Below are 14125 nucleotides of genomic sequence, written 5' to 3'. Positions count from 1 at the left end.
CTTCACCCCACTTCACGAAACCGATTGCGTACGTTCCGTCACTTCTCCTTTCCGACATATACCCAAAAACCACCCTGGGTAGCGCGCCCATCGACAGCGCGTACACAATTCTGATCCCCCGCCCGTACCGCGCCCATCCCCGAGGCCACCAAACCAGAGCCCAACCGCAACCCCCCGTGGGACGCGAGCCGGGCCCCGGACGCCGCTACGGCTCCTCGGTGACCGCCACCCGCGCCGCCGCCTCCGGCCCCTCGTCCAGCAGCACCGCGAACCCCTGCTCGTCCAGGATCGGCACCCCGAGCCCGACCGCCTTGTCATACTTCGACCCGGCGTTCTCCCCCGCCACCAGGAACGACGTCTTCTTCGACACCGACCCGGCCACCTTCCCGCCCCGGCTGGTCAGCGCCTCGGACGCGGTGTCCCGCGTGTACGCCTCCAAAGTGCCCGTGACCACGAACGTCAGCCCCTCCAGGATCTGGGGCTCCGTCTTCTCCGGCGCGGGACCGTCGTCCATCCGCACCCCGGCCGCCCGCCACCGCTCGACGATCTCCCGGTGCCAGTCGACCTCGAACCACTCGCGGATCGTCGCCGCCACCCGCGCCCCGATGCCCTTGACCGAGGCCAGCTCCTCCTCGGAGGCGTCCATGATGGCGTCGATCGACCTCATGGCCTCGGCGAGGTCACGGGCCGTCGGCGGGCCGACGTGCCGGATCGACAGCGCGACCAGCACCTGCGCCAGCGGCGCGGCCTTGGCCCGGTCGAGCTCCTCGACCAGCGTGCGGGCGGCCTGGCTGGGGCCGCCGTCGAGGTTGGCGAACAGGGAGACGACCTTCTGCTCGCCGGTCTCCGGGTCGAGCTTGGGCAGGCCGGTGTCCTGGTCGCGGACGACCGACCGGATCGGCATGAGCTGCTCGATCGTCAGGTCGAACAGGTCGGCCTCGGTGCGCAGCACGGGCTCCTGCGGCGGCACCGGCTGGGTGAGCGCGGTCGCCGCGACGTAACCCAGCCCGTCGATGTCGAGGGCGCGCCGCCCGGCCGCGAAGTAGAGGCGCTCGCGGATCTGCGCGGGGCAACTGCGGGCGTTGGGGCAGCGCAGGTCGGCGTCGCCCTCCTTCTCGTACGCCAGCTCGGTGCCGCACTCGGGGCAGTGGGTCGGCATGACGAACTCCCGCTCGGACCCGTCGCGCAACGCCGTGACCGCGCCGACGATCTCGGGGATGACGTCACCCGCCTTGCGCAGCACCACGGTGTCGCCGACGAGCACGCCCTTCTTGATCACCGTGGCGGCGTTGTGCAGCGTGGCCCGCTCGACGGTCGAGCCCGCGACCACGATGGGCTCCATCACCGCGTACGGCGTCACCCGCCCGGTGCGGCCGACCCCCACCTGGATGTCGAGCAGCTTGGTGTTGACCTCCTCCGGCGGGTATTTGTAGGCGATCGCCCACCGGGGGGCGCGCGAGGTGGACCCCAGCTCCCGCTGCGTACGGAAGTCGTCGACCTTGACCACGACCCCGTCGATCTCGTACGCCGGGTCGTGCCGGTGGACACGGTAGTGCTCGATGAACTCGTCGACCCCGGTGAGACCGGGGACCACCTGGAACAGGTCGCTGACCGGCAACCCGAACTCGCGCAGCCGCTCGTAGACCTCCGACTGGGCGCGCGGCACGGCCGAGCCCTCCCAGAGGCCGATGCCGTGGACGAGCATGCGCAGCGGCCGCTGCGCGGTGACGCGCGCGTCCTTCTGCCGCAGCGTGCCGGCCGCCGAGTTGCGCGGGTTGGCGAACGGCGGCCTGCCCTGCTCCACGAGCTGCTCGTTGAGCCGCTGGAAGCCCTCGACCGGGATGTAGACCTCGCCGCGCACCTCGACCAGGCTCGGGACGCCCTCGCCCTTGAGCCGGTGGGGCACGCCCTTGATCGTGCGCACGTTGGCCGTGACGTCGTCGCCGACGCGCCCGTCGCCGCGGGTCGCGCCGCGCTCCAGCTTGCCGTCGCGGTAGACCAGCGCGATGGCCAGCCCGTCGATCTTCAGCTCGCACAGGTAGGGACCCGGATCACGCTCGGCCAGCCGCTCGACCCGGGCCATCCAGGCGGCCATGTCGGCCTCGTTGAAGGCGTTGTCGAGGCTCTCCATGCGGTTGAGGTGGCTGACCTTCGCGAAGTCGCCCGAGATCGGCGCGCCCACCTTCTGGGTGGGCGAGTCGGGCGTCTGCAGCGGGGGGTGGGCCTCCTCCAGCGCGAGCAACTCGCGGAACCACTCGTCGAACTGGGCGTCGCTGACCGTCGGCTGGTCGAGCACGTAGTAGCGCCAGCGCGCGTCCTCGACCTGCTCGCTCAGCTCGGCATGCCGCTTGAGCGCGGCCACGGGCACGCCCCCGACCTCGGTGTCACGCTCGCTCACGCAGGGTCTCCTTCCACGTCCAACACGCTGAGGAAACGCTACCGCCGGGCTCCGACAGGAACGACTTCGCGGGTCAGCCGCCCTGGGCCCAGACGCCTTCCCAGACCGAGCAGTTACCGGTGATCTTCCTTGCCGTGCCCCGGCAGACCCGGCCCTCGATGGAGAGCATGTAGCCGGTCGCGACCGAGAACTCGAGCGGCCGGGTGCCCGAGCAGTTGCGGTACGTCCGGTGCCCCTTGCCGCCGCCGTCCTTCTCCCAGCGGAACTGCAGCCAGGAGCACCCGGGCCGCCCGGGGAAGTCGTACAGCTTGCCGCTCACCACGAACCCGGGCCGGTCGAGCAGGACCTGTCCCTTCGCCTTCCCGGCCCGGTCGGCGGAGTAGATCGACCCCCAGCTCCACGTCTCGGGGTTGGCCGAGGCACTGGCGGGAACGGCGACCGAGGCGGACGCGATCAGCATGGCGGCACCGGCGGCCAGAGCGCGAACAATCATGAACCGGACGTTACTCACCCGCCTTGCATCCCGCTTGCCGGATCGTCCTTGAGCACCTGGGCCGCCTTCCGGCAGGCCGCCAGCGCCGCCCGCGCGTATCGGGGGGAGGCCCCGGCGAGACCGCACGCGGGCGTCAGCGTGACCTTCCCGGCCAGCCCGTCGGGCGCGAACCCGAGCCGCCGCCACAACTCCACCGCGGGCCTGGCGACCACGCCGGTGTCCGGCAGCGCGACGTCCCTGCCCGGCACGACGCCCAGCAGCAACGCGACGCCGGCCTCGAAGAGCTCGCCGAACTCCTCGTCGTCCCTGCGCCGCAGCAGCGCCGCGTCGACCGCCACGCCCCGCACCCCGGCCCGCCGCAGCAGCGCGTACGGCACCCCGCGCGCGCAGCAGTGGACCACCGGGTCGGGGAACAGCTTCAGCGACTCCTCCACCCGCCACTCCTCCACGGCCGCCAGCCGCCCGAACCCCGAGGCCGTCGGCACCGTGCCCGCCAGCACGCCGGGCAGCCCCGGCTCGTCGAGCTGCAACACGATCTCGGTGACGCCCGGCAGGCGCCGCCGCACCTCGGCGCAGTGGTCGGCGACCCCCTGGGCCAGCGACGCGACCAGGTCGCGCACGGCCCCCGCGTCGGAGAGCATCTTGTCGCCGAACTTCAGTTCAAGGGCCCCGGCCAGCGTCCACGGCCCGCACACCTGCAGCTTGAGCGGCCCCGAGTAGTCGTGGCCGACCTCCTCCAGCCCGTCGAGGTCGCGGCGCAGGTGATCGACGGCCCGCCGGTGGTCGCGGCCCGGCCGGTCGGCCAGCCGCCACCCGGACGGCTGCACCTCGACCGGCAGGTCGACCAGCAGCCCGGCCGTCCTGCCGATCATGTCGGCGCCGACCCCGCGGGCCGGCAACTCTGGCAGGTACGGCAGGCCGGGCACCTCGCCGAACACGACACGGATCGCCTCAAGATGATCCTCACCCGGATGCGAACCGACCCCGGTGGCTTCCCACGTAGACATGGTCACAAGCGTAGGCTCTGCCGAATGGAGCTCACCAAACTCACGCACGCCTGCGTACGCCTTGAGAAGAACGGCAAGATCCTGGTCATCGACCCGGGCACGTTCTCGGACGAGCCGGTGCTCGACGGGGTCGACGCGGTGCTCATCACCCACCAGCACTTCGACCATTTCGACATCGACAAGCTGAAGGCCGCCCCGGCCGGCATCGAGGTCTGGACCTGCGAGGGCGTCGCGGCCCAGTTGACGGACGTGCCGGTCAAGGTCGAGGTGGTCCGGCACGGCGACTCGTTCGAGGCGGCCGGTTTCCGGGTGAAGGCGTTCGGCGAGTGGCACACCAAGAACCACCCGGACGCGCCTGTCGTATCGAATGTCGGCTTCATGCTCGACGACGAGGTGTTCTACCCGGGTGACGCGCTCACCCTGCCCGGGGTCGAGGTGCCCACCCTCCTGGCGCCGACCAACGCCCCCTGGATGAAGCTCAGCGAGATGGTCGAATACCTGCGCACAGTGCGGCCGGCCCGCGCGTTCTCCACGCATGACGGCCTGCTCAACGACATCGGCCTGTCGCTGGTGGACACCTATTTGGAACTGGAGTCCGAGAAGCAGGGCGCCGACATGCGCCGGCTCAAGGTCGGCGAGTCGGTGACCCTGCCCTAGGCGGCCGAGACGATGGTGGCCGAGCCGATGACGGTGTCGCCGGAGTAGAGCACGGCCGCCTGGCCCGCGGCGACGCCGGTGGCCGCGCGGTCGAGGTCGATGCGCAGGCCGCCGTCGATCTCGTCGAAGCGGCAGGCGTAGACCTCGCCGTGGGCCCTGAGCTGCACGGTCAGGTCGTCGAAGCGGGACGGGCCGTTCCAGACCGGGCGGGCGCAGGTGATCGAGGTGACCTCAAGTGCCGAACGCGGGCCGACCGTGACCGTGTTGGAGACCGGCTCGATCGACAACACGTAACGCGGCCTGCCGTCGGCGGCCGGGCGGTCGATGTGCAGGCCCTTGCGCTGGCCCACCGTGAAACCGTGGGCGCCCTGGTGGGTGCCCACGACCGCGCCCTCCTGGTCGACGATCGGGCCCTGCTCGGCGCCGAGCCGGCCGGCCAGGAAACCGCGCGTGTCGCCGTCGGCGATGAAGCAGATGTCGTGGCTGTCGGGCTTGTCGGCGACGGTCAGGCCGCGCCGCGCGGCCTCCTCGCGCACCTCGGCCTTGGTGGAGTCGCCGAGGGGGAAGATCGCGTGGCTGAGCTGCTCACGGGTGAGCACCCCCAGCACGTACGACTGGTCCTTGCCCTGGTCGACGCTCCTGGACAGCTCGCCGCCGGACAGCTTGGCGTGGTGGCCGGTCGCGACCGCGTCGAAGCCGAGCGCGAGCGCCCGGTCGAGCACGGCCTCGAACTTGATCTTCTCGTTGCACCGCAGGCACGGGTTGGGTGTACGGCCCGCGGCGTATTCGGCCACGAAGTCCTCCACCACGTCGCGCTGGAAACGCTCGGCCATGTCCCAGATGTAGAACGGGATGCCGATCACGTCGGCGGCCCGCCGCGCGTCGCGGGAGTCCTCGATCGTGCAGCAGCCTCGCGCGCCCGTACGGTGGGATTGGGGGTTGGCCGACAAGGCCAGATGCACACCAGTGACGTCGTGACCGGCCTCGGCGATCCGGGCGGCGGCCACGGCGGAATCGACGCCGCCCGACATGGCGGCAAGCACACGCAGTCCCATGACCGTTCCAGCGTACTGTCCGGCGGGGAGTGCGCGGCCATCGGTTCCGTCTGGAAGGATTCAGCGCATGCGACTGTTCGGGCGCAAGGACGAAGACCAAGAGGCCGACCGGCCCGGCGACGGCGTCGCCGAGTTCTGGGTGTGGTGGCAGGAGGCCAGGCCACGGCTCGACTCGCTGGTGGCGGCGGGCACGGCCGAGGGCATCGAGGAGCTGGTCGCCCCTGCGGTGGCCGCGCTCGATCCCGGCCTGGTCTGGGAGGTGGCGCCCGGCAGGAACGCCGCGCACATCCTGGTGGTGACCGCGGCCGGCGACGCCGAGCTGCGTTCGCTGGCCCACCGCTGGGCCAGGGCGGCGCCGCCGGCCGACCTGCTGTGGGAGTTCCACCCGTCGCGCCAGGCCAACCCGCAGGCGCTGGAGCTGACGCTCGACGTGGGCGGCTTCGAGTTCGCGCTCGACAAGCTGAAGTTCGGGCTGCGCGTGCCGCGCAACCAGCCGCGGGTCGACGTGTCCGCCTATCACCCGATCTTCGCCGAGCTCGACGAGGAGACCCGCCTGGAGGCGGCGCTGCTCGCCCTCGACTGGCTGCTGGGCGAGGACGACGTCGCCAGGTGGGTGGGCGAGATCACACCCGCCACGCACGAGCCGATCGACGCGGTCGCCGCCGTCCACGTGCCCGCCGTGGTCGCCGACCTCGCCTCGGGCTACCAGGACGAGGAGTGGGTGCTGCTCGAAGGCCAGACCGGCGAGGGCGCGCCGCTGGTCGCCACCGCCCGCTTCCCGCTGCGGCCCGTCGACCATCCGCTGTTCGACCAGCACATCGAGATCACGCTCCCGTACACCCACCGCGACGAGAACGGCCTGCCGGTCGGCGACTCGCTGACCGCGCTGCGCGACTTCGAGGAACGCCTGGCCACCCGCCTGCTCAAGCTGCGTGACGACGCCCTGCTGGCCGCCCACCTGAGCGCCGCGGGCCACCGGGTCATCCACCTCTACGCCGACCCGACCTCCGAGGCGTCGATCCACGCCAAGGAGCTGATCGTGAGCTGGGAGGAGGGCGAACCGCGGGTCGACGTGGCCACCGACCCCGCCTGGACCGCGGTCTCCCCCTTCCTCAGCTGAGCCCGGCCCTGCGGGCGCGTTCGACGGCCGCGGGCAGCACCTCGATCAGGCGGTCGACGTCGTCCCTGGTCGAGGTGTGGCCGAGGGTGAACCTGAGCGAGCCGCGCGCCGCCGCGGCGTCGGCCCCCATCGCGAGCAGCACGTGCGAGGGCTGGGCCACGCCCGCCGAGCAGGCCGAGCCGGTCGAGCACTCCACGCCCTTGGCGTCGAGCAGCATGAGCAGCGCGTCGCCCTCGCAGCCGGGGAAGGAGAAGTGAGCGTTGCCGGGCAGGCGGTTGACCGGGTCGCCGTTGAGCACGACGTCGGGGACCGCCTGGCGTACACGCTCGATGAGCTCGTCGCGCAGCGACGTCAGGCGGCGGCCCAGGGCCTCCTGCTCCTTCACGGAGGTCCGGACGGCGGCGGCGAGGCCCGCGATGGCGGGCGCGTCGAGGGTGCCCGAGCGTACGTCGCGCTCCTGACCGCCGCCGTGCTGCACCGACACCGGTGTCAGCCCTCTGGCCAGCAGCAGCGCCCCCACGCCCATCGGCCCGCCGACCTTGTGGCCGGTCAGCGTGAGCGCGTCGGCGCCCGAGTCGGCGAACGACACCGGCAGCAGCCCGATCGCCTGCACCGCGTCGGTGTGGAACGGGATGCCGTGGTCGTGGGCGACGGCCGCCAGCACGTGGACGGGCTGGATCGTGCCGACCTCGTTGTTGGCCCACATGACGCTGATCATGGCGACGCCGTCGGGGTCGCGTTCGATGGCGGCGCGCAGCGTGTCGGGGTGGACGCGGCCGTACTCGTCGACGTCGAGCAGCTCGACCTCGGCGCCCTGGCTGTCGGCCAGCCACGCGGCGGGGTCGAGCGCGGCGTGGTGCTCGACGGAGCTGATCAGGATGCGCCGCCGCGGCCTGCGCGCCCAGTAGAGGCCCTTGATGGCGAGGTTGTCGGCCTCGGTGCCGCCCGAGGTGAAGACCACCTCGCTCGGCCGGGCACCCAGGGCGTCGGCGATGGTCTCGCGGGACTCCTCGACGACCCTGCGCACCTGACGGCCCGCGGCGTGCAGCGAGGAGGCGTTGCCGACGCGTTTGAGTTGCTCCGTCATGGCCTCGATCGCTTCGGGCAGCATCGGCGTGGTCGCCGCATGATCAAGATAGGCCGACGGTCGTGTCACCCGCTCAGGGTATCTCGTTTGCTACTGTACCGTCCGGACGGTACAGTAGCGGTATGAGAAGGGACGAGTTGCTGGACGCGGCGGAGGATCTCCTGTGCGACCAGGGCTCGGCCGCGCTGACGCTGTCCGCCGTGGCCGACCGGGCCGGCGTGAGCAAGGGTGGCCTTCTTTACCACTTCGGCACCAAAGAGGCCCTGATCAGGGGCATGGTCGAACGACTGATCGAAGAGTTCGACGACCTGACGGCCGCCCAGGAGGGCGGGACGTACACCGAGCGTTACCTCGGCGCCACGCTGGCCGCCGTGCGTTCGGGCCGGCTGCGACGATGGGCCGTCGTCACGGGCGCGTCGGGCAACCTCTTCCTGCTCGCACCGCTGCGGGAGGCGATGGCCCGCTGGCACCGCGAGGGGCTGGGCGACGAGCCCGACCCGCTGGCCTCCCAGATCGTACGCCTGGCCTGCGAAGGGCTGTGGGACGTGGCGAGCCATGACCCGCAGCTCAACTCCGAGGCGGACCTCAAGGCCCTGGAAGCCCGGCTGAGAGCCCTGCTCAAACCGGGCTGACCCGTCCCGTTCCGCAACGTGTCGCGGGTCACTCCCGCCCCGGGAATGCGCGGGCGTCACTTCTGGTTCCGATGTCGGAGCTTCGCCCGAAGCTCCCGCGGCGGACTCGGAGTGACGGGAGGCGACCTCGCGATGACGTACCCCTGCTTGCCTGGTCCCTGTCCCCCTGCGACCGCGGTCCCACCGACCGGCCGCTGAGCCCCGCGCGTCCCCGACGGTCGCGCCCGGACGGCGTGCCCGGCCGCGCGACGTGATCCCCCGACCGGCCTGAGCCGGTCGCGCCCTTCCCCCCGTCCGCCCCGCTCGACGAGCCGGGGTGGTCCGGTGCCGCGTGGCGCCGTCCCTTCGAGTTCTCCTTCCCCCCATGGTTGTCCGGGCGCTCCCGTACGAGGAGCGCCCGTTTTATGGCGAAATAACAAGCTTGTGAGAGGTGTGCCTTATGACCCGCGACCTGAGGACGGCCCGTTACGGGGCGATCCTCACCTTCGTCCTCAGTGGCCTGATGGTGGGCACGATGACCGTGCGCATCCCCGCCCTGACCGACAAACTCGGCCTGTCCGAGTCCACGGTCGGCGCGGTGCTCCTCGCATGGGGCCTCGGCGCCCTCGTGACCATGCAGTCAATGCGACGGATCATGGCCCGCGCGGGCAGCAGGGCGGTTCTGCGGATCGGCGCCCCACTCACCGCGGTCGGCCTGCTGGCCGTCGCCTTCGCCCCCAACCTGCCCCTGCTCATCCTGGCCGCGACGTTCTTCGGCATGGCCTTCGGCACCGTGGACGTCGCCATGAACGCCCAGGGTTCCACCGTCGAGCAGGCGTACGGCCGACCGCTGATGAACGGCATGCACGCCGGCTGGTGCGTCGGCGCCATCTCGGCCGGCGCCCTCGGCAGCCTGTCGATCGCCGCCGGGTTGTCGTTCACCGCCAACCTGGCGCTGGTCGCCCTGGTCTCGCTGCCGGTCGCGGTGCTGATCGGGCGTACGTACCTGCCCGAGGCCCCCATGGCGGAGGCCACGCGCACGGCCAGGAGCCGCATGCCGGCCATCGTCTACCTGCTCGGCGCGATCATGTTCTTCGCCTTCATGGTCGAAGGCGTGGTCGCCGACTGGAACGGCCTCTACATGCGCAACGAGCTCGGCGCCCCCGAGGCGCTGGCCGCGCTCGGCTACCCGGTGTTCGAGGCGGGCATGCTGCTGGCCAGGCTCGGCGGTGACCGGCTGCGTTCCAGGTTCGGGGTACGCGGCATGCTGGGCGTGTCGGGCGTGGCCACGGCCGGGTTCTTCGCGGTCGTGCTGATGGCCCCGGCGGCGCTGGTGGCGGTCTCGGCGATGTTCTTCGTCGGGCTCGGCGTGGCCACGATCGCGCCGCTGACGCTGTCCCTGGCGGGCACCGCGACCGACGCGCCCGGACCGGCGATCGCCCAGGCGGGCGCCATGGGCTACGCGGGCCTGCTGCTCGGCCCGGTGGTGATCGGCTTCCTGTCGGACGCCACCTCGCTGCGCGGCGCGCTCGGCATCGCGGTCGTCCTGGGCGTGCTGATCGCCGTGGCCTCGCGGTTCCTGCCGCGCAAGGAGACGCCGGTGTTCGCGGCCGTTCCCGTCCGGGAGCCGGTGAAGGTCGCCGCGTAGGACATTTGTCATGGCAAGCCTCGTACATCCGTCCATGTCTGATCCAGGGCGGGCGTGCGAGGCTAAAGCCGTGTTCAAGCCATATGTCACCGCTGTCGTGTTCGTGGTCACGGCGGTTCCCAGCCTCCTCCAGTTCGCCCTCCCGGGGCTGGAGCCCGCGTGGATGCGGGACCCGGCCGCGATCTCGGGCGGCGAGTGGTGGCGGCTGGGTACGGCGCTCGTGGTCCAGGACGGCGGCGTGTTCGGCGTCCTGTTCAACCTGGCGTTCCTCGCGGTGCTCGGCTACGCCGCCGAGCGCGCGTTCGGGCCCGGCCGCTGGCTCCTGCTGTACGCCTCGGGCGCGATCGCGGGCGAGGCCGCCGGCTACCTCCTGAACGACCCCGGCGCCGGCAACTCCATCGCCCTGTGCGGCCTGGCCGGCGCTCTCGCCGTGGCGGCCCCCGGCACCCTGGAACGCTCGCTGGGCGCGTTCTACGCGGTGGTGTCGGGCGCCTGGGCGCTGTCGGCGTTCGGGACGGTCGGCGTCGTCCTCATGGTCGCGCTGGCCGCCGGCGGCTTCCAGCTCGTCGTGCACCGCGACCGCGTCCCCGGCCCGCTGTTCCCCGCGGTCGCGGCGGTGGCCGCTGTCGTCCTGTGCGTCCTGCCCGACCTGCACGGCTTCGCGCTGCTGGCGGGCGTCCTTGCGGGATGGGCCGGCGCGTACGCCCGGACCACGCCCGCGAGGACCGCGTGAAACCGCCGGGAACGGCCGAAGGCGGCGCCGCACGTCGTGCGGCGCCGCCTTCGCCTGGAACCTACTTGCGCTTGTCGACCTCTTCGGTGAGCTGCGGGACGACCTGGTGCAGGTCACCCACGACCCCGTAGTCGGCCAGCTCGAAGATCGGCGCCTCCGGGTCCTTGTTGATCGCGATGATGGTCTTCGCGGTCTGCATGCCGGCCCGGTGCTGGATGGCGCCCGAGATCCCGGCCGCGATGTAGAGCTGCGGCGAGACCGTCTTGCCCGTCTGGCCCACCTGGAACTGGTGGGGGTACCAGCCGGCGTCCGTGGCGGCGCGCGAGGCGCCCACGGCCGCGCCCAGCGCGTCGGCCAGGCCCTCGATGACGGAGAAGTTCTCGGCGGAGCCGACGCCCCGGCCGCCCGAGACCACGATCGCGGCCTCGGTCAGCTCGGGCCGGGCGCCCTTCTCCTGCTTGACGCGCTCGACGATGCGGGCGGCCTTGGCGGCCTCGCTCAGCGCGACCGACACCGCCTCCACCGCACCGGCGCCCGCGGCGGCCTGCGGGGCCGTCGAGTTCGGGCGTACGGCGACGATCGGCGTGCCCTTGCTCACCTTGGAGTGGACGTTGACGCCGCCACCGAAGATCGACTGGTCGGCCACGAAACCCTCGGACAGGCCCACGGCGTCGGTGATGACGCCGGAGTCGGTCTTGACGGCCAGGCGACCGGCGACCTCCTTGCCCTCGGCCGTGGCGGCCACGAGCACCGCGGCGGGCGACTTCTCGGCGACGAGCTGGGCCAGCAGCTCGGCCTTGGGCGCCACCACGTGGTCGACGATGTCGGCGGACGCGGCGTCGTAGATCTTCTCGGCGCCGTACTCGGCCAGCTTGGCCTTGGCGGCGTCGCCGAGGCCGGGACCGGCCCAGACGGCGGCGGGCGTGCCGAGCGAGCGGGCCAGGGTCAGCAGTTCGAGCGTGACCTTCTTGACCTCGCCTTCGACCTGCTCCACGAGAACGAGAATCTCCGACATATCAGTAAAACCCCCGTTCTCAGATGAACTTCTTGGAAGCGAGGAAGTCGGCGGCCTTCGTGCCGCCGTCGCCCTCGTCCTTGACGATCGTGCCGGCGGCGCGCGGCGGCGCGGCGGCGAAGTCGACCACCTCGGACCAGGCGGCGCCCAGGCCCACCTGCGCGGCGTCGATCTCGGCGTCGGCGATGGCGAGCGTCTCGACCGGCTTCTTCTTGGCCGCCATGATGCCCTTGAAGGACGGGTAACGCGGCTCGTTGATCTTCTCGACCACGGACACGACGGCCGGCAGCGAGGCCTGGACCCGGTCGAAGCCGTAGTCGGTGAGGCGCTGGACGGTGATCGAGGAGCCCTCGACGTCGACCTTGTTGGCCAGCGTGAGCTGGGCCGTGCCGAGGCGCTCGGCCAACATCGCGGCCAGCACGCCGGTACGGGCGTCGGTGGACTCCGAACCCAGGACGACCAGGTCGAACCCGATCTTCTTGAGCACCTGGGCCATCGCGTACGAGGTGGACAGCGCGTCGGAGCCGTGGAGGGCGTCGTCGCTCAGGTGGACGGCCTTGTCGGCGCCCATCGCCAGGGCCTTGCGGATGGTCTCGGTGGCCCTGCCCGGACCCATGGTGAGCACGGTCACCTCGCCACCGTGGGCCTCCTTGAGCTTCAATGCCTCCTCGACCGCGTACTCGTCAAGCTCGTTGACCACGCCGTCGACGGCGTCACGATCGAGCGTGTTGTCATCGGACCGCAGCTTGCGCTCGGTCGCCGTATCGGGGACCTGCTTCACGCAGACGACGATGTTCATGGCCGGTGGCCGACCTCCCGTGTTCGCGTGCGCCCACCGCGTCGCTGCGATAGGCGCCGAATGCAATGCTGACCAGACTGCCAGGTTCCCGGCGGGCTCCTGACACGGGGTGGGTCAGAGTCGTACCCTGGCTCCCGCGGTCATGTTACCCATGGGTAGCTTACGCGCAAACCGGCAGCTCCGTGCGACCGGCCCCGATAAGCCCTTTCCGTTCCCACCATACCGAACTTTATTCGGTACGGCCGTGTCACCCCGGGCGAATCAGGCGGACAGCAGGAAGACGATGCCCACCACCAGAGCCGTACCCGCGAACAGGGCAAGTGTGAACGTGCTGAACACCGCGGCCAGCCCGAAACACATCCCCACCGCCCCGGCCACGCTCGCCAGATCGACGATCATCCGGGCTCGCCGGTGGGGCCCGCGCGAGAACAGCGCCACGCCCGCGTCGCTCACGACGCCCAGCGCGTAGGCGGCCAGCAGGAAGAGCGCCACCTCGGGCAGCGGCTCGCGGGCGGCCGCGGCCAGCAGCGACACGAACAGGCCCGAGCCGATCAGCCACCGCCTGCGGACCTTCTCCCGGTGCCGGGCCCGCGACTCCTCCACCGACCGGCGGTGCCCTTCGGCGCCCGGCCGCCACTCCCTGGTGCTCATGTCGTCCGCGGGCCGGGGGCGCGCCGCCGCGGCGGACGGCTGGGGGCCGGACTGGGGGGCGTGCGAAACGGGGGCGACGCCCAGGCGGGCGCAGATCTGGGCGGCCGTGGGCCGGGCGGCGGGGTCGGTGGACAGGCACTCGCGTAACAGCGGCGCCAGCCAGTCGGGCACGCCGTCCAGGTCGGGCGGGTGGTGCACGACCCGGTAGGCCACCGCCGAGGCCGGACCCTGCCCGTACGGCTGCCGCCCGGTCGCGGCGAAGGCGAGTGTCGCGCCGAAGGAGAACACGTCGGCCTCGACGCCCGCGGCGCCGCCTTCGAGGATCTCGGGAGCCAGGTAGCCGGGCGTGCCGACCACCGCGCCCGAGGCCGTGACCGACAGCGAGTCGAGCGCGCTGGCGATGCCGAAGTCGATGACGACCGGGCCGTCCTCGCTCATCATCACGTTGGCCGGCTTGAGGTCGCGGTGGACGACCCCGGACTCGTGCATCGCGAGCAGCGCGTCCGCCAGGCCCGAGGCCAGCGGGCCCAGCCCGGCGACGGGCACGGGCACCGCGCTGAGCGGACGCCCCTGGACGTACCGGGTCACCAGGTAGGGTCTGGAGCCCTCCAGCGAGGCGTCGAGCACCTCGGCCACGTGCGGCCCGCCGACCCGGCGCATCGTCTCGACCTCGCGCGCCAGCCTGGCGAGGGCGAGACCGTCGGCCGCGACATGGGGATGCAGCACCTTGACCGCGACCGTACGCCCCTCGGCGTCGAGCGCCAGGTGCACCTCGCCGAACCCGCCCGCGCCGAGCCTGGAGAGAAGCTCATAAGGGCCGAGGCGCTCGCTCATATCTCATCTCTCCCCCG

Annotated in this window: 13 protein-coding genes; 5 read left to right on the top strand and 8 right to left on the bottom strand. The window is 71.9% G+C overall.

The genetic code is table 11. From position 1 onward, the window contains the following. Positions 1–205: 205 nt before the first annotated feature. From ligA to IEZ27_RS08135, 3 genes are all read right to left on the bottom strand, one after another. A complete protein-coding gene (gene ligA, locus IEZ27_RS08145; RefSeq protein ID WP_189646660.1) occupies positions 206–2398 on the bottom strand; it encodes an NAD-dependent DNA ligase LigA in 2193 nt (730 codons plus the stop codon). 73 nt (positions 2399–2471) lie between these two features. After that, positions 2472–2891 (bottom strand): hypothetical protein, encoded by a 420-nt coding sequence (locus tag IEZ27_RS08140; RefSeq protein WP_189646659.1) that lies wholly within the window; start codon positions 2889–2891, stop codon positions 2472–2474. Positions 2892–2905: 14 nt separating this feature from the next. After that, complete coding sequence (locus tag IEZ27_RS08135) at positions 2906–3898, bottom strand: methionine synthase (protein WP_189646658.1); 993 nt, start codon at positions 3896–3898, stop codon at positions 2906–2908. A 24-nt stretch (positions 3899–3922) separates the two neighbouring features. On the opposite strand from IEZ27_RS08135, the gene IEZ27_RS08130 reads away from it, so the two are divergent. Further along, entirely contained in the window at positions 3923–4555 is a 633-nt protein-coding gene (locus tag IEZ27_RS08130; protein WP_125637216.1) for an MBL fold metallo-hydrolase, read from the top strand. Here the strand turns inward: IEZ27_RS08130 and mnmA are convergent. Next, positions 4552–5610 (bottom strand): tRNA 2-thiouridine(34) synthase MnmA, encoded by a 1059-nt coding sequence (gene mnmA, locus IEZ27_RS08125; RefSeq protein WP_185844832.1) that lies wholly within the window; start codon positions 5608–5610, stop codon positions 4552–4554. The two genes, IEZ27_RS08130 and mnmA, sit on opposite strands and share 4 nt — an antisense overlap. Positions 5611–5677: 67 nt before the next feature. Here mnmA and IEZ27_RS08120 point away from each other — a divergent pair, with 67 nt between their 5' ends. Beyond that, positions 5678–6730: a DUF695 domain-containing protein gene (locus IEZ27_RS08120; RefSeq protein ID WP_189646657.1), complete on the top strand. Its 1053-nt coding sequence runs from the start codon at positions 5678–5680 to the stop codon at positions 6728–6730. Here IEZ27_RS08120 and IEZ27_RS08115 read toward each other — a convergent pair. Further along, positions 6723–7886 carry a cysteine desulfurase family protein gene (locus IEZ27_RS08115; RefSeq protein WP_268246046.1) on the bottom strand — a complete coding sequence of 388 codons (1164 nt, stop codon included), beginning with the start codon at positions 7884–7886 and terminating at the stop codon, positions 6723–6725. The genes IEZ27_RS08120 and IEZ27_RS08115 overlap by 8 nt on opposite strands. A 53-nt stretch (positions 7887–7939) precedes the next feature. On the opposite strand from IEZ27_RS08115, the gene IEZ27_RS08110 reads away from it, so the two are divergent. The 3 genes from IEZ27_RS08110 (at position 7940) to IEZ27_RS08100 (ending at position 10809) form a co-directional block, all read left to right on the top strand. After that, entirely contained in the window at positions 7940–8449 is a 510-nt protein-coding gene (locus IEZ27_RS08110; RefSeq protein ID WP_125637219.1) for a TetR/AcrR family transcriptional regulator, read from the top strand. A 439-nt stretch (positions 8450–8888) separates the two neighbouring features. Continuing rightward, entirely contained in the window at positions 8889–10076 is a 1188-nt protein-coding gene (locus IEZ27_RS08105; RefSeq protein WP_189646656.1) for an MFS transporter, read from the top strand. Positions 10077–10146: 70 nt separating this feature from the next. After that, on the top strand, positions 10147–10809 hold the full coding sequence (locus IEZ27_RS08100) for a rhomboid family intramembrane serine protease (protein ID WP_189646655.1): 663 nt from the start codon (positions 10147–10149) through the stop codon (positions 10807–10809). 61 nt (positions 10810–10870) lie between these two features. Here the strand turns inward: IEZ27_RS08100 and IEZ27_RS08095 are convergent, their stop codons facing one another. The 3 genes from IEZ27_RS08095 to IEZ27_RS08085 form a co-directional block, all read right to left on the bottom strand. Then, positions 10871–11824: an electron transfer flavoprotein subunit alpha/FixB family protein gene (locus IEZ27_RS08095; protein WP_189646654.1), complete on the bottom strand. Its 954-nt coding sequence runs from the start codon at positions 11822–11824 to the stop codon at positions 10871–10873. Positions 11825–11843: 19 nt separating this feature from the next. Further along, positions 11844–12623: an electron transfer flavoprotein subunit beta/FixA family protein gene (locus IEZ27_RS08090; RefSeq protein WP_125637223.1), complete on the bottom strand. Its 780-nt coding sequence runs from the start codon at positions 12621–12623 to the stop codon at positions 11844–11846. Positions 12624–12884: 261 nt separating this feature from the next. After that, positions 12885–14108 (bottom strand): serine/threonine-protein kinase, encoded by a 1224-nt coding sequence (locus IEZ27_RS08085; protein ID WP_189646653.1) that lies wholly within the window; start codon positions 14106–14108, stop codon positions 12885–12887. Positions 14109–14125 lie beyond the last annotated feature (17 nt).

The sequence above is a fragment of the Nonomuraea spiralis genome (assembly GCF_014648435.1).
GTDB lineage: Bacteria > Actinomycetota > Actinomycetes > Streptosporangiales > Streptosporangiaceae > Nonomuraea > Nonomuraea spiralis.
This window is presented reverse-complemented; position numbering and strand designations above follow the sequence as displayed.